Origin of the sequence: Psychromonas aquimarina ATCC BAA-1526, from assembly GCF_000428725.1 — a bacterium.
Classification (GTDB): domain Bacteria; phylum Pseudomonadota; class Gammaproteobacteria; order Enterobacterales; family Psychromonadaceae; genus Psychromonas; species Psychromonas aquimarina.
This window is the reverse complement of sequence record NZ_KE386792.1, coordinates 138,714-165,175: the sequence shown is the minus strand read 5'-3', so window position 1 is coordinate 165,175 and position 26,462 is coordinate 138,714. Positions and strand designations below refer to the sequence as shown.

The window sequence follows — 26,462 nt, the reverse complement described above, 5'->3', positions numbered from 1 at the left end:
ATTCAGAGGGACAGCTGCAGTAATTAGTTATAACTATACGTTAATTCAAACTAAATAATTTCACTGCTGATAAATGAGCCGCTCAATTAAGTACAAATTAAAGCTTGACCTTGGATGTTAGTCCAAGGTTTATAATTTCCATATTGTTTTTATTTGTCACATATTAATTGTATTAAGGAGTTTATATGTCTAGTCACTGCTGTAACAGCCATGTATGTAAAGAGCCCAGCCATCAAACTGCGGTTCCAAATGTAAAAACTCAGGCACCTGCCTCACTAGGTACTGCTGCTCCGGGTGAATCCTGCTGCACAACAGAACAACAGGATGATGATCCTGGTTCGGAGCCCGACAGTCCACCCTCTGCATCTTGTCATAAGAAAAGCAGCTGCTGCTCCAGCGAGCACAGCAGTGAAAAACCGACCACAGATATCCCGTTTAAAAATTCCTACAGCTGGAAAATTCAGGGCATGGACTGCCCAAGCTGCGCTCAAAAAATAGAAAAAGCAGTAAAGGCGATTAGCGGTATTAAACAAGCGAAGGTTTTGTTTGCTACCGAAAAACTAGTGGTTGAATTTGCCGGGCCGGAGCTGCTGGAGACGGTCGAGCAGGTTGCGGAAAAAACTGGATTTACGTTGACTAGTAAGGGCCGTAAATCCAATTCACAACAAGCCGAAGCATCTTTGCTTAAACAAAATGCCAGCCTGATTATTCTTACCCTGTTGATGGCCGCTGCTTTTGCAGTCAGCCGTTTTTCTGAAACATACGGCCAGGTCGCATTCACTCTGGCTGCTCTCTGGGGGCTGATCCCCATAGTGCGAAAATCTATTAATCTGGCCCAAAACGGCACTCCTTTTGCTATCGAAACTCTGATGAGTGTGGCGGCGGTTGGTGCGTTATATCTGGGTGAAACAGCTGAAGCGGCTATGGTGCTGCTGTTGTTTATGCTCGGGGAACGATTAGAGGCTTATGCATCGGGACGTGCGCGCAGCGGTATCAAGTCATTAATGGCCCTGGTACCTGAAGAGGCGACTCTGATAGTAGACGGGCAGCGGCAGTCTGTTTCTGCCGAACAGCTGAATCCCGGTGATATTATTGAAGTTGCTCCCGGTGGTCGCCTGCCCGCCGATGGTGTACTGCTGACCCGTGCTGCCAGTTTCGATGAAAGTGCGTTAACCGGTGAGTCAGTTCCTGTTGAACGTCTGCAAAATGAAAAGGTAATGGCGGGCTCTTTGTCTGCGGACCGTGTGGTTCAAATTCAAATTACCTCTGAGCCGGGCGCTAATGCCATCGACCGGATCCTGCACCTGATTGAAGAAGCAGAATCACGTAAGGCGCCATTGGAACGATTTTTAGACCGCTTCAGTCGCTGGTACACTCCCGCGATGATGGTACTGGCAGCCGCGGTGATTGTTGTTCCTCCTCTATTTTTTGCTCAGCCCTGGGACACTTGGGTATACCGAGGCCTGACGCTGCTGTTAATAGCCTGTCCATGTGCTCTGGTGATTTCTACTCCGGCTGCTATTACCTCTGGTCTGGCAGCCGCTGCAAAACGCGGTGCTTTGATCAAAGGCGGAGCTGCACTGGAGCAGCTGGGTAATATTCAGCAGGTTGCGTTTGATAAGACGGGGACGCTTACCGAGGGTAAACCTGTACTGACTGATGTCGTTGCCTGGCATGTTAACCAGCAGCAGATGCTGGCTCGAAGTGCCGCGGTTGAGCTGGGCTCTGCTCATCCGCTGGCAAAAGCGGTGGTAACGGAAGCTGAAAAGCTGGGCATTGAAGTTGTTGAAGCTGATCATCGTGAAGCAATAGTCGGCAAGGGGGTACAGGGGGAAGTTGATAATATCACTGTGCTGCTTTGCGCTGCCGATCGTCTGCCTGAGCATATCCAGCTCAGCAGCATGCAGGCTGAGCAGACTATTTCCCTGCAGGAGCAGGGTAAGACTCTGGTAGTCGTGCTTTATGATGAGGTTCCTGTCGGCATGTTAGCGTGGCGGGATAACCTGCGTGAGGATGCTAAGGCGGCCGTGAGTGCTTTGTCTAAGCTGGGAGTTAGCAGTTTGATGCTTACCGGCGACAATGACAGGGCGGCTAAAGCTATCGCCGGCGAATTGAATATGGATTACCGCGCGGGTCTGCTGCCGGAAGACAAGGTTAAGGAAGTGGAGCTTGCTAATACTAAAGGCCATGTGGCTATGGTTGGTGATGGTATTAATGATGCTCCGGCGATGAAGTCAGCTTCAGTGGGCATCGCTATGGGCGGCGGTACGGATGTCGCGCTGGAAACAGCCGATGCTGCGTTAACTCATAACCGGATTGCAGAACTGCCTATGGTGATTGAGCTTTCCAGAGCAACGCTGAACAATATCCGTCAGAATATTTTTCTGGCGCTAGGGTTAAAAAGCGTATTTTTAGTGACCACATTATTTGGTATCACCGGTCTGTGGATGGCAGTGCTGGCTGACAGCGGTGCTACCGCTCTGGTTACCCTTAATGCGCTGCGTTTGTTAAAGTTTAAATCGAAGCAGGAGTAACTGCTTCCCCTCATCAGCTAATGTAGTAACAGCGGGTGAGGGGGCTCATGATTAAAGCTACTCTGCTTGATTTAGATGGAATTTTTCCGCTAACCGGCCGCTCGGCAGTGAATGCATACTAGGGTTTAAATGCCTGAATATCTCCAGGATTTCTCAGCATCTTGTTCACTTCGTCAAGGTGCATCTCTTCTGCTGCAATCATTTCTCTGGCGTATTCTTCGAGAAGCACTGACTTTCTGCTTTCGGCTATTCTAAGCAGTTCATAGTAGGCGGCAAGTGCCGTTTTTTCATGCTCCAGACTCTCACGCAGAATATCACCTATGTGATGTTTGGTTGACTCCAGTAATGCGCCGATTTTTAACGACGGGTGGCCGCCTAAAAGCGTCACCAGCTCTCCAGCCCTGTGCGCATGAGTTAATCCTTCCTGCGCGTTGCTTTTCATCCAGCTGACAATGGGTATTCTGTTGTAGCCGTAAACCATTAATGAGTAATGCGTATAGCGGACAACGCCAGCCAGCTCAAGCTCCATAATTTTATTTAAGATATCAATGGATTTATTTGTATCTTTCTCGTTCATAATAATTTCTCCATTTCGCTCGACCATCTTTCTGTCTACTTTAGAATAGTGTGCATATTACACAGAGCAAGTTTTACTGCGCTCTGCTGCTGTATCCGGACATTGCTAAAATAAAAAGTTATCTGCTTAGATTTTAATCTCTTCATTTTTATCATCCCGGCAGCAGAAACAGCGCAGCCAGATAACTGCCCACACAGCGGATAACAATGAGCCTAATAAAATTCCCAGGCGATGCTGCATTATGCGGTCATCACCGGACTGCTCAAATGCCAGGCCGCCGATAAATAAACTCATGGTAAAACCTACACCGCACAGCACAGCAATGCCGTACATATGTGACCAGCCGACATTTTTCGGCATGGCCCCTAAATTAAATTTAATACCCAGCCAGACGGTCAGCATGACACCGGCCTGCTTGCCGACAAACAAGCCGAGAATAATGCCGAGAGGAATATTTTGAAAAACCTCGCTGAGGTTTATTTGTGAAAAAGACAAGCCGGCATTAGCAAAGGCAAATAACGGCAGAACAATAAGACCTACAGGCGCATGAAGATCCCGTTCTAATTCGTGCAGGGGCTGCATTTTATTAGAGTCCCAGTCTATGCCGTGCATAGGAATAAACAGGGCTAATATAACTCCGGCTAAAGTGGCATGAACACCGGATTGTAATAAAGAAGCCCACATCACTACGCCCACCATCAGGTAGGCCGCTTTGCTTATCACCTGACCTTTGTTCATTGCCCATAAAATCACAATGCAGGCGGATGAGATAAGAAGCGCTCCCATGGAGAGATGCTCCGTATAGAATAAAGCGATAATAATGATCGCGCCCAAGTCGTCAAAAAGGGCCAGACTGACTAAAAAGATCTTTAATGAACTAGGAACACACTTACCTAATATAATTAAGATACCCAGAGAAAAGGCAATGTCGGTGGCTGTGGGGATAGCCCAGCCTTGAATGGCTACATCATCTTGAATGTTCATACTGGTATAAATCAGCGCAGGGAATATCATGCCTCCCAGCGCACCTAGGGCAGGCAGTATGACTTTTTTAGGCGTATTTAATTCACCCTCGATGGCTTCGCGCTTTAATTCAAGGCCGACCAGCAGGAAAAATACTGCCATTAAGCCGTCGTTTATCCACAACAACAGGGGTTTAGAAATGGCGAACTCTTCAACGGCAACGGTGAGCTTTAAATTAATAAGCACTTCGTAGATATTATGCCAGGGGGAGTTAGCTGCAGCTAATGCCAGTACGGCTGCCGCTATTAACATAAGGCCGCTGGAAGCCTCATTTTTTACAAAGCGGCGAATTGATTCAAACATAGATACTCCTGTTTCCAGTATGGACCAACAGGGACAGGATTCAATATTATGATAATCATTATCAACACCAGCCGGCATGTTCTGCGCAGCCTCTGATGACTTGTGTGCTGTAACTAGTTCCCATGCTCCGCGTGGGAATTCATACGGCCAGCTGCCGCATCAGTTTTAAAACTATTCGTCATCACTCAGATTGTGGAACTAGGTATATTTCTGTTTTCAGTCTCTCAAGGAATTTAGTATTTTCTGCTGTTCACTTGCGCAAATGCCGTTTTTAATTTGTCGATAAAACGTCTTAAAAGCGGGGGAAGCTGCTGCTGATAGGAGTGCAGGGCATAAACATCACGTACTTCCCCCTGAAATGCCGGTAATACTCGCTGTAACTGCCCGCTGTCAAGGTCGCTCTGCACAAAAATAGTCGGTATTAAACCGATTCCCAGCGCACATTTCACACTGTTTACGGCACTGATTGAGGTGTTCACCTTTAAGGCTTTTGTACTGTTGAAGGTTATTGATTTACCCTGTTTATCATGAAGCAGGCTGTTCTCCTGCCAGGGCAGTAACACCAGTTTATTTTCACATAAATTATCAGCTGTAACCGCACTGGTCTGGGCCAGATACTGCGGTGCGGCAACTAGAATACTGTCCAGCCTGCCGATGGCGACGGCGCGGTAGGCGCTGTCTTTCTGCTGCCCCACTGATACCGCAAGATCTAATTTGTACTCCAGTAAATCCAGGCGCTGATCGCTAAACAGCAGTTCAGGCTGCAGGTTCGGATATTCACTGCACAGCTGGGCAATAATGGGGGTTACCAAAGCGCCGTCGAATGCATGCGGCGCGGTAATAGCGATACGCCCGGAGGGGGCCTGCTGATGTTCCTGTATATCTTCCAGTGTATCTGTTAACAGCTCGAGCAGCTGCTGACTGCGCTCGGCAAACTGCAGCCCTACAACCGTCAGGTTAAGTTTGCGTGTACTGCGGTTAAGTAAGCGTACCCCTAGTCCGTCCTCCAGCTGACTTATGTAGTGACTGACTGCCGACTTGGTATGTCCCAGTGATTTTGCTGCTGCGGTAAAAGAGCCTTTCTGCACTACCTCGTCAAATACCAGCATCTGATAGGCCAGTCTCTTTTGTTCGTTTTTTATGAACATTGTTTTCACTATTTGGCTAATTGTTATTGGTTTGAATAAGAATAAACTTCACTGCATCAATTAACAAGGAGATAAACCATGAGTCAATTAATTCGTAATGCAGTTATGCAGGCCAGCCGTCAATGGATTGCACTATTTAATGAAGGTGATACCCAAGCCTGTATCGATCGCTACCTGCCGGATGCCGGCATGCAGGTATCGCCTTTCGGGTCTTTTGCAGGACGCAAAGCAATAGGGGAGTTCTGGCTGCAGTTTGCACAGAGTAAGCCGGGAAACCTGGTTTATCGTAATGTGCAGATTAAGGTGCTTAATGAAAAACAGGCGGTTTTGTCGGCTAACTGGTCGATGAATATCGGCAGCGGTTTTATCAGTAAAGAGTTATGGGCGTTAGCAGATGACGGGCAGTGGTATCTGCAGGAAGATGATTTTAGTGTGTTAACTCAGCAGCAGACGCCGCTGCAGGATGCTCAGCGCACTGCGCTGGTCCTGGTTGATCTGCAGAAAGATTATTTTGCCGGCGGACGTTTTGAGCTGCACAAAACTGCAGAAGCTGCGGAGCAGGCCAAAATACTGCTTAACCATTTCAGAGAGCAGCAGCTGCCGGTTATTCATATTCAGCATATTTTCGAAGATGCAAATGCGCCGTTCTTTACAGCCGGCAGCGAAGGAGTGGAAATAGAAAACCGTGTGGCGCCTGTCGACGGGGAAGCGGTGATCGTTAAACATCAGATAGACAGTTTCATCGATACTGCGCTGGAGCAGACGCTGGTGGAATTAGGTATTGAAAAGCTGGTTATCGTAGGGGCAATGGCGCAGGCCTGCGTACAGACAATTTGCTGCAGTGCGGTTAATAAGGGTTATCAGTGCACCGTGATTGAAGATGCGATTGCAGCTCCTGCTCTGCAGTATCAGGAGCATAGTTTTACAGGAGAACAAATTGTCGCCGTCAATCTGCTGTCCCTTTCATTTGCTGGCGCTGAGAGCTATAGCACTCAAGCCTGGTTAGCAGACAAGCGCTAATTTAAAAACGATGCTCTCCCGGCTGTTAACTAGTTCCCATGCTCTTGCGTGGGAATTCAGACTGTCAGCTGCAGCATCAGTCATAAAGCTATGTGTTACCACGCAGAGTGTAAGAACGAGGTGTTTTTATTGAGAATGGGAAGATAAGTTAGATTTTTTTATACTGACTGAGAATATTATTAAACACTTTATACAGCTCTCAATATGTACATACTGCACTAACTGATGCTGTCCTTATTTTCAATGTTGTACTAAATTTTATGCTGTTTATCAATTAATTATATTTGTAGAACTCAATTTAAATGAGGCATTTATGTCAAAACAGCTGCTTATTATTGAAGATAATAAATCGATTGCTTCGGTTATTAAACACCTTGGCGACTCGCTTGGCTATCAGGTTACCATTGCTGAATCTTTTGCTAAAGTTAAAAGCCTGTTAGAGCAAGAGCAGAAGTTCTTTGTGGCAACAGTGGATATTAATCTGCCCGATGCGCCTAACGGCGAAGTTATTCCCTATGTGATAGAGCGTGGTATGCCGAGTATCATTATGACCGGCAGGATGGATGAAAAGATGCACCGCAAGGTGTTAAATCTGCCGGTTATTGACTACATCATTAAAGAAAATGCGCAGGCCTATCACTATCTGTTACGCATATTAAGCGGTCAGTTAACCAATAATAAAATCGGCATATTACTGGTTGATAATTTCAGCGCATCAAGAAATCAACTGGCACTTTTGTTAAAACGCCGCAACTTCACTGTTTACTGTGCAGGTAATGCCTCTGAAGCACTCACCATATTAGATCAGCGCTGTGATATTAAAATGGTTATCACAGAGCAGGAGATGCCTATTATAAACGGAGTGCAGTTAGTACAAAAAATCCGCAGAAAATATGCCGCCAACGAACTGATTGTTATGGGCTTAACGGATGGTAATCATAATTTTCAAGCTGAGCGTTTTATTAAAAACGGGGCTGATGATTATTTAAAAAAGCCTTTCTCTTCTGAAGAGTTCTACTGCCGTATTATGCAGAATATCGAACGGTTAAGTTACATAGAAGAGATAGAAAAATTAGCCAATAGCGATGACTTAACTGCTTTGTCTAACCGCCGTCATTTCCTTGAGCAGACTAAAATGGTGCTCAAAGTAGAATACGAACAGCCCCCGGTACAACTGCTGGTCATTCTGCATATTGATAAATTCAAAGAGTTAAATGATAAATATGGTTATAAGCTAGGTAATAAAATACTTATTGAAATTGCTAATATTTTAAAAATGCAGTTTGCAACAGAACTAACCGCACGCCTTAACGGTGCTGAGTTTGCCGTTTTTATCAAAGACAAGGAGCTGGAAGTCATAAAGTTAGCTCTACAATCCTTACAGCAGTATATCAGCCGGCATCCCATCGAGTTTTCAAAAAAACAGATAGATATAACCATTAGTCTGGGTGGAAAGCTGGTAAATGAAACAAAAACGCTGCAAAGTCTGCTTAAAGGAGCAGATCAAGCGCTTATTCAGGCCAAACAGTAGGGAGGCAATCAGCTGGTTATTAATGAACACTAAATATTTTGTATGGTTCTCAATTTGTAAATATTGTACTAACTGCTGCTGTCCTTATTTTCAATGTTGTACTAAATTTTATTCTGCTTATCAAATAATAGTATTTTAAAAAGCTGAATTTAATGAGGGCATATGTCAAAACAGCTGCTTGTTATTGAAGACAATAAATCTATTGCTTCGGTTATTAAACACCTTGGCGACTCCCTTGGTTATCAGGTTACCATTGCTGAATCATTCGCTAAAGTGAAAAGTCTGTTAGCTCATGAGCAGAAGTTCTTTGTGGCAACAGTGGATTTTAACCTGCCCGATGCACCTAACGGTGAAGTTATCCCCTATGTGATAGAGCGCGGTATGCCGAGTATCATTATGACCGGCAGAATGGATGAGAAGACGCACCGCAAGGTGTTAAACCTGCCGGTCATTGACTACATAATGAAAGAAAATGCGCAGGCCTATCACTATCTGTTACGAATATTAAGCGGTCAATTAACTAACAGTAATATAGGTATATTACTGGTGGACAACTCCACTGCGGCCAGAAATAAATTAGCACTTTTATTAAAGCGTCGTAATTTCACTGTTTACTGTACGGCGAACGCTGCTGAAGCGCTCACCGTATTAGATCAGCGCAGTGATATTAAGATGGTTATCGTTGAACAGGAGATGCCGATTACAAACGGGGTGCAGTTAGTACAGCAAATTCGCCGTAAATACGCTGCAAACGAATTGATTATTATGGGCTTAACTGATGCTGAACATCATTTTCAAGCTGAGCGTTTCATTAAAAACGGCGCTGATGATTATCTAAAAAAACCTTTCTCTTCTGAAGAGTTCTATTGTCGAATTCTGCAGAACATTGAAAGGTTAAGTCATGTAGAAGAGATGGAAAAATTAGCAAATAGTGATGACTTTACAGCCTTGCTTAACCGCCGCTGCTTTCTTGAACAGACTAAAATCATGCTCAATACTGAATATGAGCAGCCTTCGGTATTATTATTGGCTATTCTGCATATTGATAAATTCCAGGAATTAAATGATAAATATGGTTATAAGTTAGGCCGCAAACTACTTATTGAAATTGCGAATATTTTAAAAACGCAGTTTTCAACGGATATAACAGCACGACTGAACGGGGCGGAGTTTGCGGTTTTTATCAAAAATAAAGAGCTGCAGGTTATAAAGTTAGCTCTAAAACTCCTGCTGCAGCACATTAGTAAACACTCTATAGAGTTTTCAGGAAAACAAATAAATATAAGCATTAGTCTGGGCGGAAAGCTGGTAAAGGAAACAAAAACGCTGCAGAGCCTGCTAAAAGGAGCTGATCAAGCACTTATTCAGGCCAAACAGCAGGGAGGTAATCAGCTGATAATCAATGAAGATTAAAGATGATGCACCACCGCACGGAACAAGGATGCAGTATGATTTTACAGCTTATCATAAAGCCATATCGGCGATATTTTGTAATAGCCGATATGTGTCAAAGCGCCGATAATTGTAATAGCGATCGTATAATATAAACCCAAACCTGAAATATAAGCGAAAGGTAAGAGAAAGGCGATAAAGCTGTTGATTCGAATAAATTTTATTAAGGATAGATGCAGTCCTTTGAACTTGTTTTTTATCTCTTCAGTAATTTCCCCTTCTAAATAGGGGGCCATTTTAGAAGCATTACGATTCAAAACAATAATTTGGTAAATAGACAGGCAGAGTAAAAGCAGGGCAGTAATTGTAAACGGCCACATATAATTATTGAACTGCTCAAGCAGTTTGTTTTTTACGGAAATATAACTTTCAGATTCATTTAAAAATATAAAAGTGACAATCGGTGTTAAAAAGAATGCTAAATGTGAATACCATTTTATTCGAACCATTGTTTTTAAGTTCTGCTGCTCATTTGCCGATAAAACCATTTAAATACTCAACTCCTGTAAATATAACCCGGCATAATAGAAAAGCTCCCTGTTTCCATCATTAATAAATAGGTCAATAATTTGTATTGGAAATGCACCTTACATATCTTCGCGGTGTTTTTCAAATGATTATTTGTGCAGCGGGAACAGCTGCTGTATCAAAGTGAAAGACGCTGGTTAAGGGAAATCAATAGTATTTTTGTGAAGACAGAAATAGGGAAATTTACATCTGTTGATTGTTTTGAGGTGCAAATTTTGCTGTCGGAGACGGGAATAAACACTACTTAATTTTATCTAAAACGACACCTGTGTCAGAGTTATGTATTGCCCAGCTAAACCACATTTCATAATATCCGGGGAATTCTTCTCCATCGATCAGTATCTTAATTTCTCCATTATCATTAGTTATATCTATAAGGGTATCAGAAAATTTATGGGTGAATTTATCAGACTGAAAGGCCTTTAATGGAAATGCGAATGAGATATTATTATATCTAAATACATACATGATTTCTTTCGCATGGTACTTAGCATTAATTTTACTGATAGGAAAATAGATTTCATATGATGTCTCATAATCTTCATAAGGATAATGATTGTAATTCCTGTTGAATCCGGTATTTGTACTCAATATTAATGAATTTGGATATTTTTTTCTTACGTCTTTAAGCTGTAATAAACTGACATCCATGATTTCCAGTTTCCTTCCGCTGTAATCGCCAATAACAGCTTCCCCTAAAGACTGTGACCAGAAGCTTTCTGTTATGCTGTCGTACATAAGCAGGTTGGACTCATATAGATAACCCGATACTTTGAAATTATGTACCCTGCCTGCAAATTTTCTATTGAAGGCAATTGCAGAACCGCACAGGGGACAAAACGTAACTGCTATATATTTGTCTCTAATCTGATCATTAATAATCTCATGCCAGACTAATATGTTAAAAGGGTAGAAACGCGTCTCATTTTCAACTTTAAGCAGAACACCTAAAGCATCATCGCGAATATCTGCATGTTTAATATGAATAAATCTGGGGTTATCAATAGCAGGAATTCCGTTTTTACCTGGACCCCCTGCGATTACTTTTTTTAAATCTATTGTACTTTTTGAAAAATTGGTTTTGAAATTAGGATCAAACCCTTCACTTGACTGCATAAATGAAAAGGCAAATAACAACGGCAGGATCAGCAGTACAAGTTTTCTCATAGCGTTACCTCCGAATGTTTTTTAAGTATCCTGCATTTGTATACCGGCAGTGACTTGAGGGATCAGCCTTATTTAATATCTGTTTCGATAATTAGCGCGCTGTAAATGTAGACAAATAATTAATGTGCACAGCCTTGTGTGCAGCGTTTTAGTAGAAATTCCTGCATATCATTTCCATTATGTACAGCCTGCTTATCTAGGAACTGCTGCTCCTGCAGTGCTGAAACGGGTGATATAAACAGTGACATGGAAATAATCACTGCAGCCATAACTGAGATTAGCTTTTTCATTATACTCTCTCCTTTTTACCCCGTTGACAGTAACGGAGATATAATAGAGGACCGAGTTTCTTTGTATATAATTTCAAAAAACGCGTGATGGTTGATAGATGCGGATGTTTGAGGTGGTTACTTCGTAACGGCCTCTCATGAACCTCTGGGCGTTTTTAGTTTGTAAATAATGGATAATATTTCCTTTATCTATGAACGGGAAGGGGAGCATTATATCTCTGCTGAGAAAGATATAATGTTTTAGCGGTTTAGTTCAGCACCTTATATTTCCACCTTCCCGATTTTTAATCTCCAGTTATTCGCTTAGCGTGATTACAAGTAAATCATCCCAGATTTTTGCTTCACCGCTATCGCCGCCGGAGAAACTCCATGGGCCTTTTTCAGCTTGCAGGGGACGATAGGCCGCAGACAGTCCGTCTAAGTCCCAGGTAGTGATGTAGAAACTAATCCCGTTCAGCGTATCTGGACGGCCAAGTGCATCGCTGGCAAAGTCTAAATAAATTGCTTTGTTGTCTTTATCTACTGTGACCACTGGTGCCGGCGCGACACTTTCTCCCCACGTCTGCGCATCGGCTCCCTGGGTATTGTAAATCGAACTTTGCCAGCCGAATACGACTGCGTTTCTATTCCACGTACCGCTCGGCATCAGCGCATTGATTTTCGGCAGTGTCGTTAATCCCTGTGAAGCTTCAGCCGGCAGGCCGATGAAGATCGAAAAGCCTACATGGTCAAAGCCGTTCGGCGGCAGCCAGCTGTTAGTTATATTGTTCATGGTCAGTTTCAGACGGACATTACTGCCGACTGAGAACAATTCCGCTTTATCAACAGCCAGCTGACTGTTGGTTTTGTCAAACGTCGGATCGGTCGGCAGGGAGTATGAACCGTTCAGGCCGCCGGCACCGTCTTGAGCATCGCCGGAATCATCAATGACTTGATCCGCTGTATCTGCCCAGGACAGATCAGAAGTGAAGAGAATATCTTTTGTAGCCGTTTTCTTTTCAGCTGAGTAGACTGCAAATCTGTGCTGCTGTTTACCTATGGTAAAGTGACGGATTAAAAGTGAAGTCGACCAGTTTCCAGAGTCATCCACGTGAATATCTTTAGCGGTTTCTAAGTTACCGTCAACAACCAGTTTCAAGGTGTCGCCCGGCGCCGCATTACCGGTAATAAGAGTATCTTGCGTGATGGTAATATTATCCCAGCTGCCGTCTAACTCTACTTCTGTACCTGCCTGCTCAAAATCACCAGTCTGATTTGTTTTGAAGTAGACAACGGCTGATTTAGGCGCCATCTCCAGGCTGATTTCTCCCTGGCTGTTTACGTTTAGGGTTTGCGGCGCCTGAGCCCAGTTTGACTGGATTTTATTTTCGAAAATAGTGCCTGCTTCTTGCTCCACATTCAGCTGATTAAGCAGCATAGGCGAAGATGAAGTATTCATTACCACCAGCACTTCTTGATCGTCTAAGCGGCGGATGAAACTGAATATACCGGCGCCGGCTTTATCGCTGCTGAGCACTTTCAGTTCACCGTGAGTTAAGACGCGGTTTTCAGTACGCAGTCTGGCTAACGTCTGGATAAACTGATACATACCGCTGCTGCTGTCAAAAGAGTCCACTGACTTGCCGTCTTCGCGATATCCCCCGGCAAACATAGCATCGCGGCTGGCGGTCATTGCTTGTTCGGTGCCCTGGTAAATGACTGGAATACCTGGAACTGTCATCATGGTGATCAGAGCCTGCTGCATATCCTGCTGACTGCCCTGGGATAAGAAACGCGGCATATCATGGTTATCGATAAAGTTAGGCATAATGTACGGGTTAGGGAACATCTCCATCATACGTTCAAGCCTGTAACGAAGGTAATCTGTGGGCTGCCCTGAAGCAAATACACGCGTCATAGTCGCCTGCAGCGGGAAGTTAAGTACAGCGGTAAGCTGAGCCGGAGTGCCGTTTTCACCTATATAAGTGAGCATTTTTTCCTCACCTTCAGTGTTATAAGGTGTCGAGGTTTCAAATACCTCGCCAAAGGTTAAGAAATCCTGTCTGCCGGTCTGTTTAGCCTGCGCTAAAATGCCGTCTTCACTGTGCAGAAAATCATTCCAGAAATCATGTTCAACGAATTTTACGGTGTCGATTCTAAATGCGTCCACACCAACTTCGCGGATCCATTTGCGGTAACTTTCTTTTAAATAAGCGCGTACTTCAGCATCTGAAGTATTGAGATCATCAAGATCAGACAGCTGCCGTGTTTTTTCCTGAACGGGATCATTGTGGTCGGTAATGCTTGCTGTCCAGTGGTAAGTGCCGCTGCCGTCGCTTCGGCATTCAATCTGGTTAAGCGGGTAAGGCAGAGTCTGCCCCTGCGGCAGTGCGTCCGGGATGACTCTAAAACCGGTACAAGGTTTTTGCGGATCATATTCATAGGGTTTGTCGTAAGTAAAATAGTTGCCCACATGGTTGGTGACAATATCCTGAATAAGGAACATATTGCGGCTGTGCAGCTCTTGAGCCAGGGACTGGTAGCTTTGTAAATCACCAAAGTGCTCATCTACCTGCTGGAAATCACGTGCCCAGTAACCGTGATAGCCGCCGTAATTCTGCTCTGAATCCCACCACTGGTTAGCAACCGGCGGCGTGATCCAGACCGATGTTGCGCCTAAATTTTGAATGTAGCTTAACTGATCATTAACCCCCTGCAGGTCACCGCCGCTGAATTTTTTATCTGAGGTCGGGTCGTATTCATCCTGGCCTTGAGCATTGAGCTGGCTGTTGCCGTCGTTAAAACGGTCAATCATTAAGAAATAGATGATCTGATCCTGCCAGTCAGGTGACGCCACATGCGTGCCGTTATCGGTACTGCCGCCGTTATTATTGTCACTGTTATCATTGATGCTGCTGTTATTGCCGCTATCATCACTGACACTGACCGCACTGTTGCTGTTGTCTCCAGAGTTACAGCCGGTAAGCGCCAGAGCAATGGATAATGATAGTATTTTAAGTTTATTAGACGAGTTAATCGGCATTTCATTCTCTCCTTGATTGTGTATGGATTTAGACAATAAAGGAGGCAGGAGAAAAATTGAGTGTCACTTTACGCCATAATAATGGTCAGATTGTGTCAGTCTCGATTTTATTTGAGATGCACATCATCTAGGTGCAGTGAAAATGTAACCATTCTGATAGTTATCACAAAAAAGCTCTTGTTGATCTAAGCTGTGTAATTTAAAAAAACAGCGTTTGGGAAGACTTTCTAAATAGGCCGACAGCGACCAGGAAACATAATTGTTTTTCTCACTGACTTTGTGCATTTTTATAGCATCGCCGTTGTGATGATCAATAATGCAGTCGATTTTATCTATATCTGCTCTCTTACAGACAAGTTCGATAACCATGCGGAATCCGCCGCCTTCATGCACCATAATCATGGTGGGAAGTACGATTAAGGGGTGGCCGATTAAAATACCTTCATTCACTACATAGTTATGCTGGTGGTTATCATTTATGAACTTACTGCCGTTGATTTCATAACATAATTTGAATCTCAGCGGGCCGGCAACAGGTAAGTTAGCAGTAGACCAGAGCTCTGTTCCTTTACTTAAAAAATACTCAAAAAAAGCCGGATAATGGCGCCACACCCCGTCCCGGTCCTGACATTCGACGCTTACGCTTTTTTCAAATGCAATATTATCTACTTCAAGCCAGACTTGTCCCTGCTTGTTTTGACGGGCATCGTCATTCCAGGTGGCGTAATGCAGGCGGATAGGATTGTGCTTCTGCAGGATGCGGTTATTGATGCACTGCTCGCGGTAGTTTTGCGGAGTGAATGCATACCACTTACGAAAGGCTCGATGGAAATTAGATGAATCATCATAACCAAGGCGGGCCGCAATGGAACTGCTGTTTAAATCGGTATCAGCGAGCAGGCGCAGAGCAACGGTCTTTTTTTCATTTTCAATCAAAGTAGAAAAATTTAACTGTTTATCCTGCAGTCTTCGCTGCAGTCTTCGCTGCAGTCTTCGCTGCAGTCTTCGCTGCAGTCTTCGCTGCAGTCTTCGCTGCAGGGTTCTTGCAGACAAGCCTAAACTCCTGGCTAAATCAGGTAAACGTAACGGCGAAGCAATATCATTACGGATCTGTTTTTTTAAGCGGTAGGTCAGCTCCTCTTTTTCAATGCTCTGCTTCTGCAGCAGTGCAAAAAACTGCCTGGCAAGCTCGAACAGGTTTGCCTCCGGGGCCGCAGCTGTATTAACTTCCTGTAAATCAAAATGGATCTGCAGCCCGTTACTAAACTCATTTCTTAGTTGAGGAAAGTTATGTGATTTTGTCTGGATCCAGCTATGGTGAAATTCAGTAAAGCGCTCAAGCAGGGCTAGTAAGTTTTGTGCTGCCGAGTAAGTAAAACTAGGCAGAGAGGTATTGCCGTGAGTACGGAAGGTTAGCGATAAAAAACCGCTGCTGTTTTTACTTTCAACGTAAAGCGTTCGATCAAACAAAGAGAGGGATTTACTCCACCATAAAATGCCTTCTTTTAATGAAGGGGCATTGCACAATAAGATGTTCTGCACGCTGAGCAGCTCTTTAATATGCCAGCGCTGACTGCCGATTAGAAAATGCGTGATGCCTAAATTTTGTGCGAGTAGGGCGCTGAATTCTTTATTGTCGCTCAAAGCTAAATACCTGTTTGATTCGAAGCTGCTGCAGATTTACATAGAACCTATTGCTATGGCAAATAATGCTGGGTAACTATTGGATATTTAATTAAATATTGCGCTCTAGCTCTGTATTTTTCTTTTTTGGGTTTAATCCTAAAAGAGCTTCAAATTTAAAACCTGCGCCCTTTCTTAGGCAGGGACCAACAGGCTTTTTTAATCTTGTAAAGTTGGGATGTCCATTTATTATGTCTTTAAAAATCACGGGATATGATGAAAAGATTTGGGTGTCCCGTTTTTATTTTCAAAACAAAAAGTGAGGCTGCCCTGCTTTTGTGTTACGCACAATTTATGCGCTTAAGCTTCGTCTGTATCAGCGTGACTATCGATACACTTTACATGGTTTGGGTTTTGTCATAAATTCGTCAATTATTGCTGAATAAGCTGGCGGTGGCAACAAGCTGATAGTGACTAAAGAAACAGTTTGACAGTATAAAACATAAACTAACCCCACCAAAGAAGAGCACTTGGCTGAGGCCTGCCTTTGTATCGAAATGGCGCGCAATAACAACAATATCACTGACTTATATTTGTGCTGGCAAATATGAACTTATGTGGCAAATCGATTTAAATTAACAATCATGTAGAAATATCCATTAAATTAAAAAACCACAAAAACATCTGTATTTGGTGAATGGAATCACAAAACAACTAACCAGATCCGAACTGTTAATATTCAGTATCACATATTGATTCTAATCAATAAATCCCCTTCAGATTCAGCGAAAATATCGCGAATTTATTTAAATCTTAGTTTTCATTTATATCAAAACATTAAAAATTTTGAACAGAATGGCAAACACATTTTGCATTAACAATTTTAATTTACTAAGGGGTTATATTCATGAGCAATCAGGTTGGACAAGACCGCAAAGTAACGATTGGCAGCTACTTTGCCCTCGCCTTTGCCGTTGTCTTTTTTTCTGGGTTACTTCAATCAAACGAGTGGTATGGCGTTTTTGATTTCACAACTTTAAACGGTTCATTTGGCAGTGTTGTTCACTCCGTAAATGAAACGGCCGACGGTATCCAAACAGCTTCAACATCCATGCGCGGTCAAGGTGGTAGTGGTGCTCGTGACGGTTTCCTATTCGCGTTAACATTAATTCCAACAGTAATGTTCGCTTTAGGCATGATCAATGTTCTAGAACATTATGGTGCGCTGGATGCGGCTCGTAAAATTCTAACGTCGCTGCTTCGCCCGTTAATGGGTATTCCTGGTAACTCCGGCCTTGCACTTATTGCCTCACTGCAAAGTACAGATGCCGGTGCCGCAATGACCCGTCAATTAAAAGACAATGGTCACCTAAACAAACGTCAAACCGATGTTTTCACCATGTTCCAATTCTCTGCTGGTGCGGCCATTGTTAATTTCTTCTCTTCTGGCGCTGTACTGTTCACATTAACCAATGCTGATGGTACGCCAGCGGTTACATCATCAATTGGTCTCGCTGTTGTCATCATGTTTGTCTTTAAGTTTGTCGGTGCCAACATGTTCCGCTTATACCTGAACATTACTGAAGGTAAAGTTAATGAAGAAGATTTAAAACCTGAAATGAAAGAGGAAACAGCATAATGACTACAGCTAAAAAACCAATGGTGACAGACATTTTCGTTGAAGGTGCTAAAAAAGGTTGGGTAATTGCTACAACGTCAACCGTACCAAACGTATTAATGGCTTTCGTGATCATCAAAGCATTACAGATTACTGGCGCATTAGAGCTCATGGGTACCCTATTCTCACCAATTATGGCTGTATTTGGTCTTCCTGGTGAATCAGCAGCTGTACTGATTGGTGCTTGGATGTCGATGGGTGGTGCGGTAGGTGTCGTTATTACACTTTTCGACCAAGGTATCTTGAATGGCCAGCACATCGCAATTTTAGCCCCTGCTATCTACCTTATGGGCTCTCAGGTTCAATACATGGGGCGCATCATGGGTCCTATCGGCACTGAAGGACGATACATTCCAGTGATGATTGCTCTATCTGTGCTCAACGCTTTTGCAGCAATGTTTGTAATGAACCTGTTGCTATAGATTTTCCGTATACAAATTTCAATGGAGAGAAAACTCAACTCTCTCCTTTCTTTTCACAATTAGAACTCACTACTGAGTCTTTTTGGAGTTTCCGATGACTTTAGCTCTACATGATTTCTCTCTAGAAAATTACTTACAAGAACTGCGCCCATTAATTGATGTTGATTGCGGTACGTATACTAAAGACGGTATCGAAGTTATTGCTGCTCAGATGCAGCAAAAATATCTGGATATGGGTTGGGACGTCAACCGTATCGATTGTGGTGCTGCAGGTACTGGTTTAGAAGTACGTAATAAACCTGAAAGCAGTGCCATTGACGTAATGCTTATTGGTCACATGGACACTGTTTTTCCTGAAGGTACCGCCGCGGCACGACCAATGACGTTTGATGAAAAACGCGTATACGGCCCGGGCGTTTCTGACATGAAATCAGGCCTGCTTAATGTTGTTCATGCTTTACGTAATATAGATAAAAAAATACTCGATAAGCTGTCTATCTGCATTTGTATGAACCCTGATGAAGAAATCGGTTCGCTGCACTCTGAAGCATGGCTAAAAAGCGTTGCCGTAAATGCAAAGAATGTACTTGTTGCAGAAGCCGCACGTGCTGATGGCTCTTTAGTGAAAGCGCGCAAAGGTATGGCTCGTTACCGCCTGACATTCTCAGGTAAAGCCGCTCATGCTGGTAATGAACCACAGAACGGCCGTAGTGCTGTTACTGAAATGGCCAACTGGATTTTAGCGATAAACAATTTAACCAATTTTGAATCAGGCACTACGTTAAATGTCGGTGTCGTCAAAGGTGGAGCAGGTGCGAACATTGTGCCTGATTCAGCTGAAGCTATTGTTGATGTACGTTTCTGGGATAATAACGAATACGCAGAAGCTGATGAAAAAATCCGGATCCTAACAGAAACACCATTTGTTGAGGGCGTGACTATCACGGTTGAACGAGAAGCTCATAAACCATCAATGGTGCCGACAGAGAAAACAGAAGCACTGATGGCATTGGTTGAAGAATCAGGCAAAGAGCTTGATATCGAGATTAAATGGCAGGAAGTGGGTGGTGGATCAGATGCCAACCTAACAGCGGTAATGGGCATTCCAACACTTGATGGTCTTGGTCCTGCAGGTGCTGGTTTCCACAGTGCTGATGAGTACTTAGAGCTCGACACTATCGAACCTCGTATTAAACTACTAATGAAAGTATTGACCAAGATTGCCGGCTCATTTAATTTCGTTAAGTAATGACAAATACGTATGATTAAAAGGCGCTTAATGCGCCTTTTTCATACCTGTACGCTCAGTTCTACAATTCTATTGCTTAAGTTAGGTTTTACTGAGAACGACAAACAGACAAAAAAGTGATCGCGTTAAATGTTATTGACCGATTGGCATCATGGTAATACGAGGCGTATCAACAATAAAAATTAATGAGTCTCTAAACCGAATCATATCTACCTTTATATGTGCATGTAAAAACACTGCTTATGATAGTGGGAATAGATTCTCAATCAGTCAAAAAGGTTTGCCTGCCCGCACTTTTCCTCACAAAAATTGAAGTTGTTGCACTACAAAGGTGAGTGCTGACAAAGATCGTAACTTATTGACGTTTCTACAATATCCACAAATTTTGATACATACACGGCAGTTTTAAATATGTCTGGTGATATAATAATCACACAATGTTTATCTGTAGAGGTGGTTGTGATAATTATATCAATATATTCAAAAGTCCAGTTAAGCGTAACCTTCCGCATACTTTATCCAACTGTTTCTATAGAGAAACAGATGATGCCTAATTAATAAGGCACTCAACCTACCCAATTAAGCCCACATATTTGGAGTAAAACATGCAAGACCATAATTCAAGGTTCCCTACGATTTCTAAGATTCTTATCTTACGACAATTTCTTTGGGGAGCTGCCTTCTACGGTACGTACGTGCTCTTAACTAAGTTCTTTTTAAATGACTTAAATTACAGTGAAGCAGACACCATTATGATGATGGGTGCCTTCGGTGCGGTTGGTCCTGTCTTCTCGGCGGTTGGCGGGTTTGTTGCTGACAAATATATTGGTGCTTTTCGCGCTGTTTATATTGGCTATGCCGTGTATTTAACTGGATTTGTATTACTAGGGATTGGTGCTAGTGAGCTCAATGTACCTTTAAGTATTTTTGCGATTGCATTAATTGGTTATGCACGCGGCTTGTCTGCTACTTGCCCGACAGTTCTTTTGGGTAACTCCTACTCCGAGACCAATCGAGATGCATTCCAACAGGGTCTGACGGTAAACTACTCAATCAACAATCTTGGCTCTTTTTCTGCTAAGTACCTATTTCCTTTCTTGATTGCTTACCTTGCGTACCAGGGTGTTTTCTTTATCGCAGGGCTGCTCATGGCCTGCATCCTGGTCATATTTTTCAAGTTCCGCAAAGATCTCGCGAGTGTGGGTAACGATTTAGATAAAACGCCGCTGCCGTTCATAACATGGGCAGTCTTTCTTGCAGGCTCAATTGCGGCTTTAGCTTTGGTATTCTGGATTTTCTCAAACTTAGAAATGGGGAAATATATTCTTTATTCGCTAGGCTTTGGTGCTATCGGCTACTTTATTTATGAAATAACTAAAGCAACTCGCGCTTACCAGTTCAAAATGGTTGCGGTACTAATCACTGTTTGTATTTTAATCGTGTTCTATTTTTTCTACGGTCAAATGTTCACGTCAATGAACATATACGCTATTAACCTGATGGGCGACAAGCTGCTTGGCTTCATTCCAATTTATCCTGAATCAAATATGGCATTCAATCCACTATGGTGTTTTGTTCTGGGTGGGCCAATGATCCAGCTATACGCCTGGTTAGATCGTAAAGGCTATTCTCCAACGATTCCCACTAAGATCGCAGGCGCATTTGTACTAAGTGCTGTCGCGTTTACGTTATTGGGTCTATCTTCAGAAAACATGGGGCCTGACGGCAAAATATCAGCAGACTGGATTCTATTGGTACACTTCTTCCAGTCTGGAGCTGAGCTGATTGTAGGCGCATTAGGTGCCGGCTTTATCTTTGAGATGGTTCCTCGCTACCTAGCCGCATTCTCTATTGGTTTACGTGCTGTAGCGATTTCACTAAGTGGTATTCTGGCCGCGGTAATCGCAACTAAAATTGCACTGCCTAAAGACATTGTATTTACACCGGAAGTGGTTGCAGAGGTCTATACGGGTTACTTTTATATGCTGGCTCAGATTGCTGCATTTATGTCTGTCTTGACCTTCGCTCTGTCACGTGTCATTCAGAAATTGATTTTACACGGAGAAAGACTTGAAGAAAAAGAAAAAGCAGGGAAAGAAGCGACTCTGTTGAACTAAGTTACCGCAGCTATGAATGCAGTCGTTAACTTATTCGCTAAGAAAATGGCTCATTCATCATCTGTTTTATTCGTCGCTTATGGTTTAAGGGAAATGTTTAAATACCCAAAAAAGGCTGGGCACCCAGTTTTTTATTTCGGAGATATTTATCATGTCTTTAAAAATCAATGGGATATGATGAAAATGTTTGGGGGTCCTGCCTTTTATAAATTTTATTTTATCGAAGACAAAGCTATTGCAGAAGCTGCTCAAGAATTCTTAAACAAGCATATTCTTTAATTGATAAGTCTACCTTGATGCTCTACGGGGCTGATGCAGCCGCCGATAGTTATTGAAGTAAAGTCGGGTACACTTGTCATATATTTAAAAATCATGAAGGTATGAAAAAATATTTTGGTGTCCCGATTATTCTTTGTTTCGCCTTTTTATCCTGACAGGGCAGACGCTTTTTCTATATATTCCCAGTCAGTTGGAAGGCTGCCCAGTAATACGGGTGGTCATTGATCTTATCTTTTACATAACGCTGAGCATTTCTCAGGGCGCGGCGTTTATCGGTTTTCTCAAGTTCCCGGTAAAACTTCTGGATCAGTATTGATGTGGCCTGGTCATCCACCTTCCAGAGAGTGGATACAATGGACTGAGTTCCGGCATAGAGGAATCCCCGGGTAAAGCCCACCACGTCATCTCCGTTGGCGATTTTTCCCAGAGCTGTTTCACAGGCCGACAATGTGACCAGATCTGCCGGGATATTCATAGTGTAAAGTTCTGCAACGGTCAGGATGCCGTCGTTTTGTGCGTCTGAGGCTAGGAGAAGACCCGACGTCAGAGGTTTTTCCGCGTCAAAGGTCCCGTGCAGAGCAAAGTGAACGTACTTGTAACGGCTTCCTTCTGCTTTGGCTAAGGTTTCGGTGGCCTGTTTCCCAGTGTAGAGGCTGGCTTTGGGAACCATTCTGGTGATGGCCCGGGATTCTTCTTCCGCTCCGGGAAGGTCGAGGGCGGGGTTGTCCAGATCCGGGTTCCCGAGTGCGAGTAGTTTGCCCTGATAATTCTGCTTTTTATTTTTCAGGAATGGCATGACACTGGCGCTGGGCAGGACCCTGATGCGGTAGTGATCAATGAGGTATGTGCTGCCGTCGGAGAGGGCGTTGAACGGCAGGTAGTGCAGGGCACCGTGAGGAACTATGGTGAGGTTTGCATTTTTAATGTATTTAGAAAGCGGGGCGATGAGAGCATTGTAAAGCTCTTCACCCGTTTTTTTTTCATGGGAAACCGGCGCTTTGGGTTTGCTGAGCTTGAGGCCTCGGACTTCTGCCGGAGGAGCCTGAATCCAGGTGCGGAACCTGGATACCTTTTCTTTGATATCAACGGGCCCCAGCTTTACGCCTCGGATCTGGCTGCTGCTGACCACAAAGGCAAAGAGCTCGGTTTCATCGCCGTAGTATTCGATCATCGTTTCGTTTTCGGCAAGCAGGGCCTGAATGGCTTTCACATCCGGGGGGCTTACTGCAACAAGGGATGAGAATTCAGGATCTGTCTGCAGGATCTGTTTTTGCTTCAGTTCTACGCTTCGTTGTGCTGACTGCTGTTCAGCTTTATTTCCCGTGACAACAAGCTGCGCTTTGAGCTCCAGGTCATCCACCTCCCGGAGTAGCCCGGTGAGCTCTTTCGTGTCAGCACGCTCCCCACCGTTTAAATCACTCTTTGAAGCCAGCATATCCACCAGGGCTCGAGCCTTGGCCCGCTCGGCTATGGCGAAGGCCTCTTCAAAGCGGCCCATTTCAATTAACAGGGCCGTCATATCCCGATAGACATCCTGCTTGTTTCCCACAAATCCTATTTTGGAACTTTCCGTGTGGATAGTTGCCCGCTGCTTCTCGATGATATCCAAGGCCTGTCTGAAAGAAGATACCGCCAGTTCTTGGTCGCCGTCGTGCAGCGCTATTTTGCCCCGGTCATGAAAAAGGACATAATAAAAACTCGGACGCTTGCTCAGGTCGAGCGATTCACGGGAAGGACCCATGCCTGATACTTTATGAGAGTTGTTGAGCAAGGCATCGTAACCGATTTTTGCTTTTTCATATTCGCCCGTATGAAGGTACATTTTAGAGGTTAAAAACAACTCATCCAGGTTGAGCGGATCTGTCAACTCTTCGCCCGTTCCTAAAACTTCCGACAGCCCCAGCGACTGGATAAATATAATACTTCGTGGAATATATGAGGCTATGCCTAGATCACTTTCTAGTGCTGTTCTGGCATTCTCGTAGTCACCAATTGCAATGTACCCTCGAGCCTGATGAGCATTTTTCTGCTTTTTAGTCGCTGCAGTATCTATGCTTTTCCATCTGTTTATAGCAGGGATGTCGGCAAGTAACTCTTTTGCCCGCTTTTGATTTCCAGTTTTTGCAAACGCAATCGCGGCGTTTGCCATAAAGCTGGCTTGGCTGTTGATGCTGCCTGTCATTGTTAGTGTAAGGCGTCCAATTTCTGTGATGTAAAGTTCAATGCCTTTTTCCGCATGGTAGCGGGCTTTTTCATAATTCCCCAGCTCTAAGTAAAGAGACAGGAGCATCCTGTGGTAACGGAATTCAAAATAGTTGCGGTTCCATGACCCTTTTTCAGTTTCAGGTATTTTTTCTAAAAAGAGTTCCGCATAAGCTTCAGCACACTCTTCGGCCTTGGACATGTTTCCAAGCTCGTAATAAGAATTGCAGACGTCAATCAGTCCCCATACGTGCGCGGGGTTTTCCATGAACTTATCTTCCGGTACCCAGTTTTCATAGGATCCGATCTCTTGTTCAAAGAGCTTTACAGCTTTCTCGTTTCTTCCGCTTTGAACTTCGTAATGTACCGTTGTAATTTTGGACATTGCGCAGCCCTGCAGCAGGCTGATGACAGCAAGGGAGAGAATAAGTCGATTCAGTCTGTTCTTATATTTCATATGTTCACCGGTGTTTCTAGTTTCTTGACGGAGTATAGGGTATAGAAAGAATAAATAACCAGTCAGGTTGATTTGAACTGGCTGCTTGCTCTCATTGCGCTCCCGGTAGCTTGATTATGGGATAGCCGGCAAACAGAGAAATAGTAATTGAAAATGGAAACTCAATAGCCATGAAAGTCGAGGAGATCTATTCATCATATCTTTAAAAATCATGGTGAAAAAGGTCTTGGGGGCCGTTTTTCCCTGAATTCTTTATTGTCGCTTAAGCTAAATACCTGTTTGATTCTAAGCAGCTGCAGATTTACATATAACCTGCTGCTATGGCAAATATTGCTGCATAACTACTGATTATTTAACTAATTATTGCGGTCTAGCTCTGCATTTTTAATCTTTAACCCTAGGAATATTTGGGATTTAAAAACGCCAGCAGTTCGGAAGCAAGGACCTGCAGGTTTTTCAATGCTGTAAAACGGTGCTGATTGAGAAGGGGGGGAAAGGAAATACTTGGCAGATTAACTGTGCAGGTATTTCCTTATAGGTTTCCGACGTAACTCCTGAGCCTTTACGTAATGCTGTTACTTAACTGCATCTTCAAGAATTTGATGTGATACCTCAAGCGTGATTTTCTGGTTTTCACCTAATGCTGCCATGCCGTGCGCTTCAAGCTGTTTAATAACGGCGTTAATCGCAGCTGCTTTATCATCACCATGTTCAGTTAATTGAGTTGGTGATTTTAAGCTGTGGTAGAAGGTTTCTATTTCAATAATAGTGCGCTCTGCCAAATCGTCAGATGCTTCTAAAGCAAATACGTTTTTACCTAATTGTTCCAGCTTCGCACGTTTTGCTTCAATCTGGTTGCGAAGCAGTGATGGTTGAATAATAGATAAAGAGCGAGCGTGGTCAACATGGTAAAGAGCTGTTAATTCATGGCCGATCATATGCGTTGCCCAGTCTTGAGGAACACCTGCACCAATTAAACCGTTTAAGGCTTGATTTGCTGTCCACATCAGGTTTGAACGCCACTCATTATTATCACGATTGTCGTATTGAGCGGCAAGCGTCAGCAGGTTGCGAAGCAGGGTTTCAGCGTAGCCGTCCTGCACCATAGCACCGACAGGCGTAGTCAGGTACTGCTCACAGGTATGCACCCATGCATCAACTAAGCCGTTGATTAACTGTCGTTCTGGTAATGTTTTCATTGAATCAGGGTCAAGAACTGCAAACTTCGGCTGCACCATAGGTGTCATGAAGGGGAGTTTTGTCTGTGTTGATTGTTGGGTGATCACTGCGCCGGAGTTTGATTCAGAGCCTGTTGCCGGCAGTGTTAAAACTGCACCAATTGGAACAGCTTCCGTTACAGTATGTTTACCAAGCAGGATATCCCAGCCGTTACCATCATACTTTGCGGCCGCCGCCACGTATTTTGAACCGTCAATCACAGAGCCGCCGCCAACAGCAAGGATGTAACCTATGTTTTCTGCTTTTGCGATAGCCACGGCTTTATCTAATGTCTCAACCGTCGGGTTTGGTTCAACACCTGAAAATTCAATCCAGGAATGATCTGATAGTGCCGCCGTTACCTGCTCATAAACACCATTTTTTTTAATTGAACCGCCGCCGTAAATCATCAAGACTTTTTGATCTTTCGGGATAGATGCTGCAACTGCAGCGATTTGCCCCTGGCCGAAATGGATTTGTGTCGGATTAACGTAAGAGAATTTCATTGTTTGACCTCATTTCTTGGTAAAGGATATATATATCAGAGTCTGTAATTTTAATAAGTGCATATTAGTCCTGTGGGTCGGCTTTAAAAAGGTGGATTAATCTATTTTTATTGCCT

General features: G+C 43.7%; 19 protein-coding genes. 9 read left to right on the top strand and 10 right to left on the bottom strand.

Annotated elements, in window-relative coordinates; all coding sequences use genetic code 11:
* Positions 1–185 precede the first annotated feature (185 nt).
* Entirely contained in the window at positions 186–2,534 is a 2,349-nt protein-coding gene (locus tag G337_RS0122295) for a zinc/cadmium/mercury/lead-transporting ATPase (RefSeq protein ID WP_028865810.1), read from the top strand.
* A gap of 118 nt (positions 2,535–2,652) precedes the next feature.
* Here the strand turns inward: G337_RS0122295 and G337_RS0122290 are convergent, their stop codons facing one another.
* From G337_RS0122290 to G337_RS0122280, 3 genes are all read right to left on the bottom strand, one after another.
* Complete coding sequence (locus G337_RS0122290) at positions 2,653–3,111, bottom strand: ferritin-like domain-containing protein (RefSeq protein WP_028865809.1); 459 nt, start codon at positions 3,109–3,111, stop codon at positions 2,653–2,655.
* Positions 3,112–3,237: 126 nt separating this feature from the next.
* Positions 3,238–4,437, bottom strand: coding sequence for a Na+/H+ antiporter NhaA (nhaA, locus tag G337_RS27130; protein WP_037028438.1), 1,200 nt, complete (start codon positions 4,435–4,437; stop codon positions 3,238–3,240).
* 233 nt (positions 4,438–4,670) lie between these two features.
* Positions 4,671–5,585 carry a LysR family transcriptional regulator gene (locus G337_RS0122280; protein WP_245597700.1) on the bottom strand — a complete coding sequence of 305 codons (915 nt, stop codon included), beginning with the start codon at positions 5,583–5,585 and terminating at the stop codon, positions 4,671–4,673.
* 78 nt (positions 5,586–5,663) lie between these two features.
* Here G337_RS0122280 and G337_RS0122275 point away from each other — a divergent pair, with 78 nt between their 5' ends.
* The 3 genes from G337_RS0122275 to G337_RS0122265 all read left to right on the top strand — a co-directional run bounded on the left by G337_RS0122275 (position 5,664) and on the right by G337_RS0122265 (position 9,549).
* Entirely contained in the window at positions 5,664–6,605 is a 942-nt protein-coding gene (locus G337_RS0122275) for a cysteine hydrolase family protein (RefSeq protein WP_028865807.1), read from the top strand.
* A gap of 313 nt (positions 6,606–6,918) precedes the next feature.
* A complete protein-coding gene (locus G337_RS0122270) occupies positions 6,919–8,136 on the top strand; it encodes a GGDEF domain-containing response regulator (protein WP_028865806.1) in 1,218 nt (405 codons plus the stop codon).
* Positions 8,137–8,298: 162 nt separating this feature from the next.
* On the top strand, positions 8,299–9,549 hold the full coding sequence (locus tag G337_RS0122265; protein WP_028865805.1) for a GGDEF domain-containing response regulator: 1,251 nt from the start codon (positions 8,299–8,301) through the stop codon (positions 9,547–9,549).
* A 41-nt stretch (positions 9,550–9,590) separates the two neighbouring features.
* Here the strand turns inward: G337_RS0122265 and G337_RS0122260 are convergent, their stop codons facing one another.
* The 5 genes from G337_RS0122260 to G337_RS0122240 all read right to left on the bottom strand — a co-directional run bounded on the left by G337_RS0122260 (position 9,591) and on the right by G337_RS0122240 (position 16,239).
* Positions 9,591–10,076: a hypothetical protein gene (locus G337_RS0122260; RefSeq protein ID WP_028865804.1), complete on the bottom strand. Its 486-nt coding sequence runs from the start codon at positions 10,074–10,076 to the stop codon at positions 9,591–9,593.
* Between the two features lie 280 nt (positions 10,077–10,356).
* On the bottom strand, positions 10,357–11,283 hold the full coding sequence (locus G337_RS27125; RefSeq protein WP_051303525.1) for a DUF3179 domain-containing (seleno)protein: 927 nt from the start codon (positions 11,281–11,283) through the stop codon (positions 10,357–10,359).
* 119 nt (positions 11,284–11,402) lie between these two features.
* Positions 11,403–11,573: a hypothetical protein gene (locus tag G337_RS28800; protein ID WP_157619438.1), complete on the bottom strand. Its 171-nt coding sequence runs from the start codon at positions 11,571–11,573 to the stop codon at positions 11,403–11,405.
* 295 nt (positions 11,574–11,868) lie between these two features.
* Positions 11,869–14,595 (bottom strand): alpha-amylase family glycosyl hydrolase, encoded by a 2,727-nt coding sequence (locus G337_RS0122245; RefSeq protein WP_028865803.1) that lies wholly within the window; start codon positions 14,593–14,595, stop codon positions 11,869–11,871.
* 123 nt (positions 14,596–14,718) lie between these two features.
* Positions 14,719–16,239 carry a helix-turn-helix transcriptional regulator gene (locus G337_RS0122240; protein WP_028865802.1) on the bottom strand — a complete coding sequence of 507 codons (1,521 nt, stop codon included), beginning with the start codon at positions 16,237–16,239 and terminating at the stop codon, positions 14,719–14,721.
* A gap of 886 nt (positions 16,240–17,125) precedes the next feature.
* Between G337_RS0122240 and G337_RS0122235 the strand changes: the two genes are divergently transcribed.
* The 5 genes from G337_RS0122235 to G337_RS0122215 all read left to right on the top strand — a co-directional run bounded on the left by G337_RS0122235 (position 17,126) and on the right by G337_RS0122215 (position 21,963).
* On the top strand, positions 17,126–17,857 hold the full coding sequence (locus G337_RS0122235) for a nucleoside recognition domain-containing protein (RefSeq protein WP_028865801.1): 732 nt from the start codon (positions 17,126–17,128) through the stop codon (positions 17,855–17,857).
* Positions 17,857–18,318 carry a YjiG family protein gene (locus tag G337_RS0122230; protein ID WP_028865800.1) on the top strand — a complete coding sequence of 154 codons (462 nt, stop codon included), beginning with the start codon at positions 17,857–17,859 and terminating at the stop codon, positions 18,316–18,318. Before G337_RS0122235 ends, G337_RS0122230 begins: the two co-directional genes overlap by 1 nt.
* 94 nt (positions 18,319–18,412) lie before the next feature.
* Positions 18,413–19,567, top strand: a complete 1,155-nt coding sequence (locus tag G337_RS0122225; RefSeq protein WP_028865799.1) for a M20 family metallopeptidase — start codon at positions 18,413–18,415, stop codon at positions 19,565–19,567.
* 605 nt (positions 19,568–20,172) lie between these two features.
* On the top strand, positions 20,173–21,684 hold the full coding sequence (locus tag G337_RS0122220; protein WP_028865798.1) for a peptide MFS transporter: 1,512 nt from the start codon (positions 20,173–20,175) through the stop codon (positions 21,682–21,684).
* A gap of 12 nt (positions 21,685–21,696) precedes the next feature.
* Positions 21,697–21,963 carry a hypothetical protein gene (locus G337_RS0122215; protein ID WP_028865797.1) on the top strand — a complete coding sequence of 89 codons (267 nt, stop codon included), beginning with the start codon at positions 21,697–21,699 and terminating at the stop codon, positions 21,961–21,963.
* Between the two features lie 172 nt (positions 21,964–22,135).
* On the opposite strand, the gene G337_RS0122210 is transcribed toward G337_RS0122215, so the two are convergent.
* Positions 22,136–24,622, bottom strand: a complete 2,487-nt coding sequence (locus G337_RS0122210) for a CHAT domain-containing protein (RefSeq protein WP_028865796.1) — start codon at positions 24,620–24,622, stop codon at positions 22,136–22,138.
* 575 nt (positions 24,623–25,197) lie between these two features.
* A complete protein-coding gene (locus tag G337_RS0122205) occupies positions 25,198–26,346 on the bottom strand; it encodes an iron-containing alcohol dehydrogenase (RefSeq protein ID WP_028865795.1) in 1,149 nt (382 codons plus the stop codon).
* Between the last annotated feature and the right edge of the window lie 116 nt (positions 26,347–26,462).

Excerpts from the sequence above, each read along its gene's own strand:
- G337_RS0122295 (WP_028865810.1), top strand. The coding sequence starts at position 186 with ATGTCTAGTCACTGCTGTAACAGCCATGTATGTAAAGAGCCCAGCCAT.
- G337_RS0122290 (WP_028865809.1), bottom strand. The coding sequence starts at position 3,111 with ATGAACGAGAAAGATACAAATAAATCCATTGATATCTTAAATAAAATT.
- nhaA (WP_037028438.1), bottom strand. The coding sequence starts at position 4,437 with ATGTTTGAATCAATTCGCCGCTTTGTAAAAAATGAGGCTTCCAGCGGC.
- G337_RS0122280 (WP_245597700.1), bottom strand. The coding sequence starts at position 5,585 with ATGTTCATAAAAAACGAACAAAAGAGACTGGCCTATCAGATGCTGGTA.
- G337_RS0122275 (WP_028865807.1), top strand. The coding sequence starts at position 5,664 with ATGAGTCAATTAATTCGTAATGCAGTTATGCAGGCCAGCCGTCAATGG.
- G337_RS0122270 (WP_028865806.1), top strand. The coding sequence starts at position 6,919 with ATGTCAAAACAGCTGCTTATTATTGAAGATAATAAATCGATTGCTTCG.
- G337_RS0122265 (WP_028865805.1), top strand. The coding sequence starts at position 8,299 with ATGTCAAAACAGCTGCTTGTTATTGAAGACAATAAATCTATTGCTTCG.
- G337_RS0122260 (WP_028865804.1), bottom strand. The coding sequence starts at position 10,076 with ATGGTTTTATCGGCAAATGAGCAGCAGAACTTAAAAACAATGGTTCGA.
- G337_RS27125 (WP_051303525.1), bottom strand. The coding sequence starts at position 11,283 with ATGAGAAAACTTGTACTGCTGATCCTGCCGTTGTTATTTGCCTTTTCA.
- G337_RS28800 (WP_157619438.1), bottom strand. The coding sequence starts at position 11,573 with ATGAAAAAGCTAATCTCAGTTATGGCTGCAGTGATTATTTCCATGTCA.
- G337_RS0122245 (WP_028865803.1), bottom strand. The coding sequence starts at position 14,595 with ATGCCGATTAACTCGTCTAATAAACTTAAAATACTATCATTATCCATT.
- G337_RS0122235 (WP_028865801.1), top strand. The coding sequence starts at position 17,126 with ATGAGCAATCAGGTTGGACAAGACCGCAAAGTAACGATTGGCAGCTAC.
- G337_RS0122230 (WP_028865800.1), top strand. The coding sequence starts at position 17,857 with ATGACTACAGCTAAAAAACCAATGGTGACAGACATTTTCGTTGAAGGT.
- G337_RS0122225 (WP_028865799.1), top strand. The coding sequence starts at position 18,413 with ATGACTTTAGCTCTACATGATTTCTCTCTAGAAAATTACTTACAAGAA.
- G337_RS0122220 (WP_028865798.1), top strand. The coding sequence starts at position 20,173 with ATGCAAGACCATAATTCAAGGTTCCCTACGATTTCTAAGATTCTTATC.
- G337_RS0122215 (WP_028865797.1), top strand. The coding sequence starts at position 21,697 with ATGAATGCAGTCGTTAACTTATTCGCTAAGAAAATGGCTCATTCATCA.
- G337_RS0122210 (WP_028865796.1), bottom strand. The coding sequence starts at position 24,622 with ATGAAATATAAGAACAGACTGAATCGACTTATTCTCTCCCTTGCTGTC.
- G337_RS0122205 (WP_028865795.1), bottom strand. The coding sequence starts at position 26,346 with ATGAAATTCTCTTACGTTAATCCGACACAAATCCATTTCGGCCAGGGG.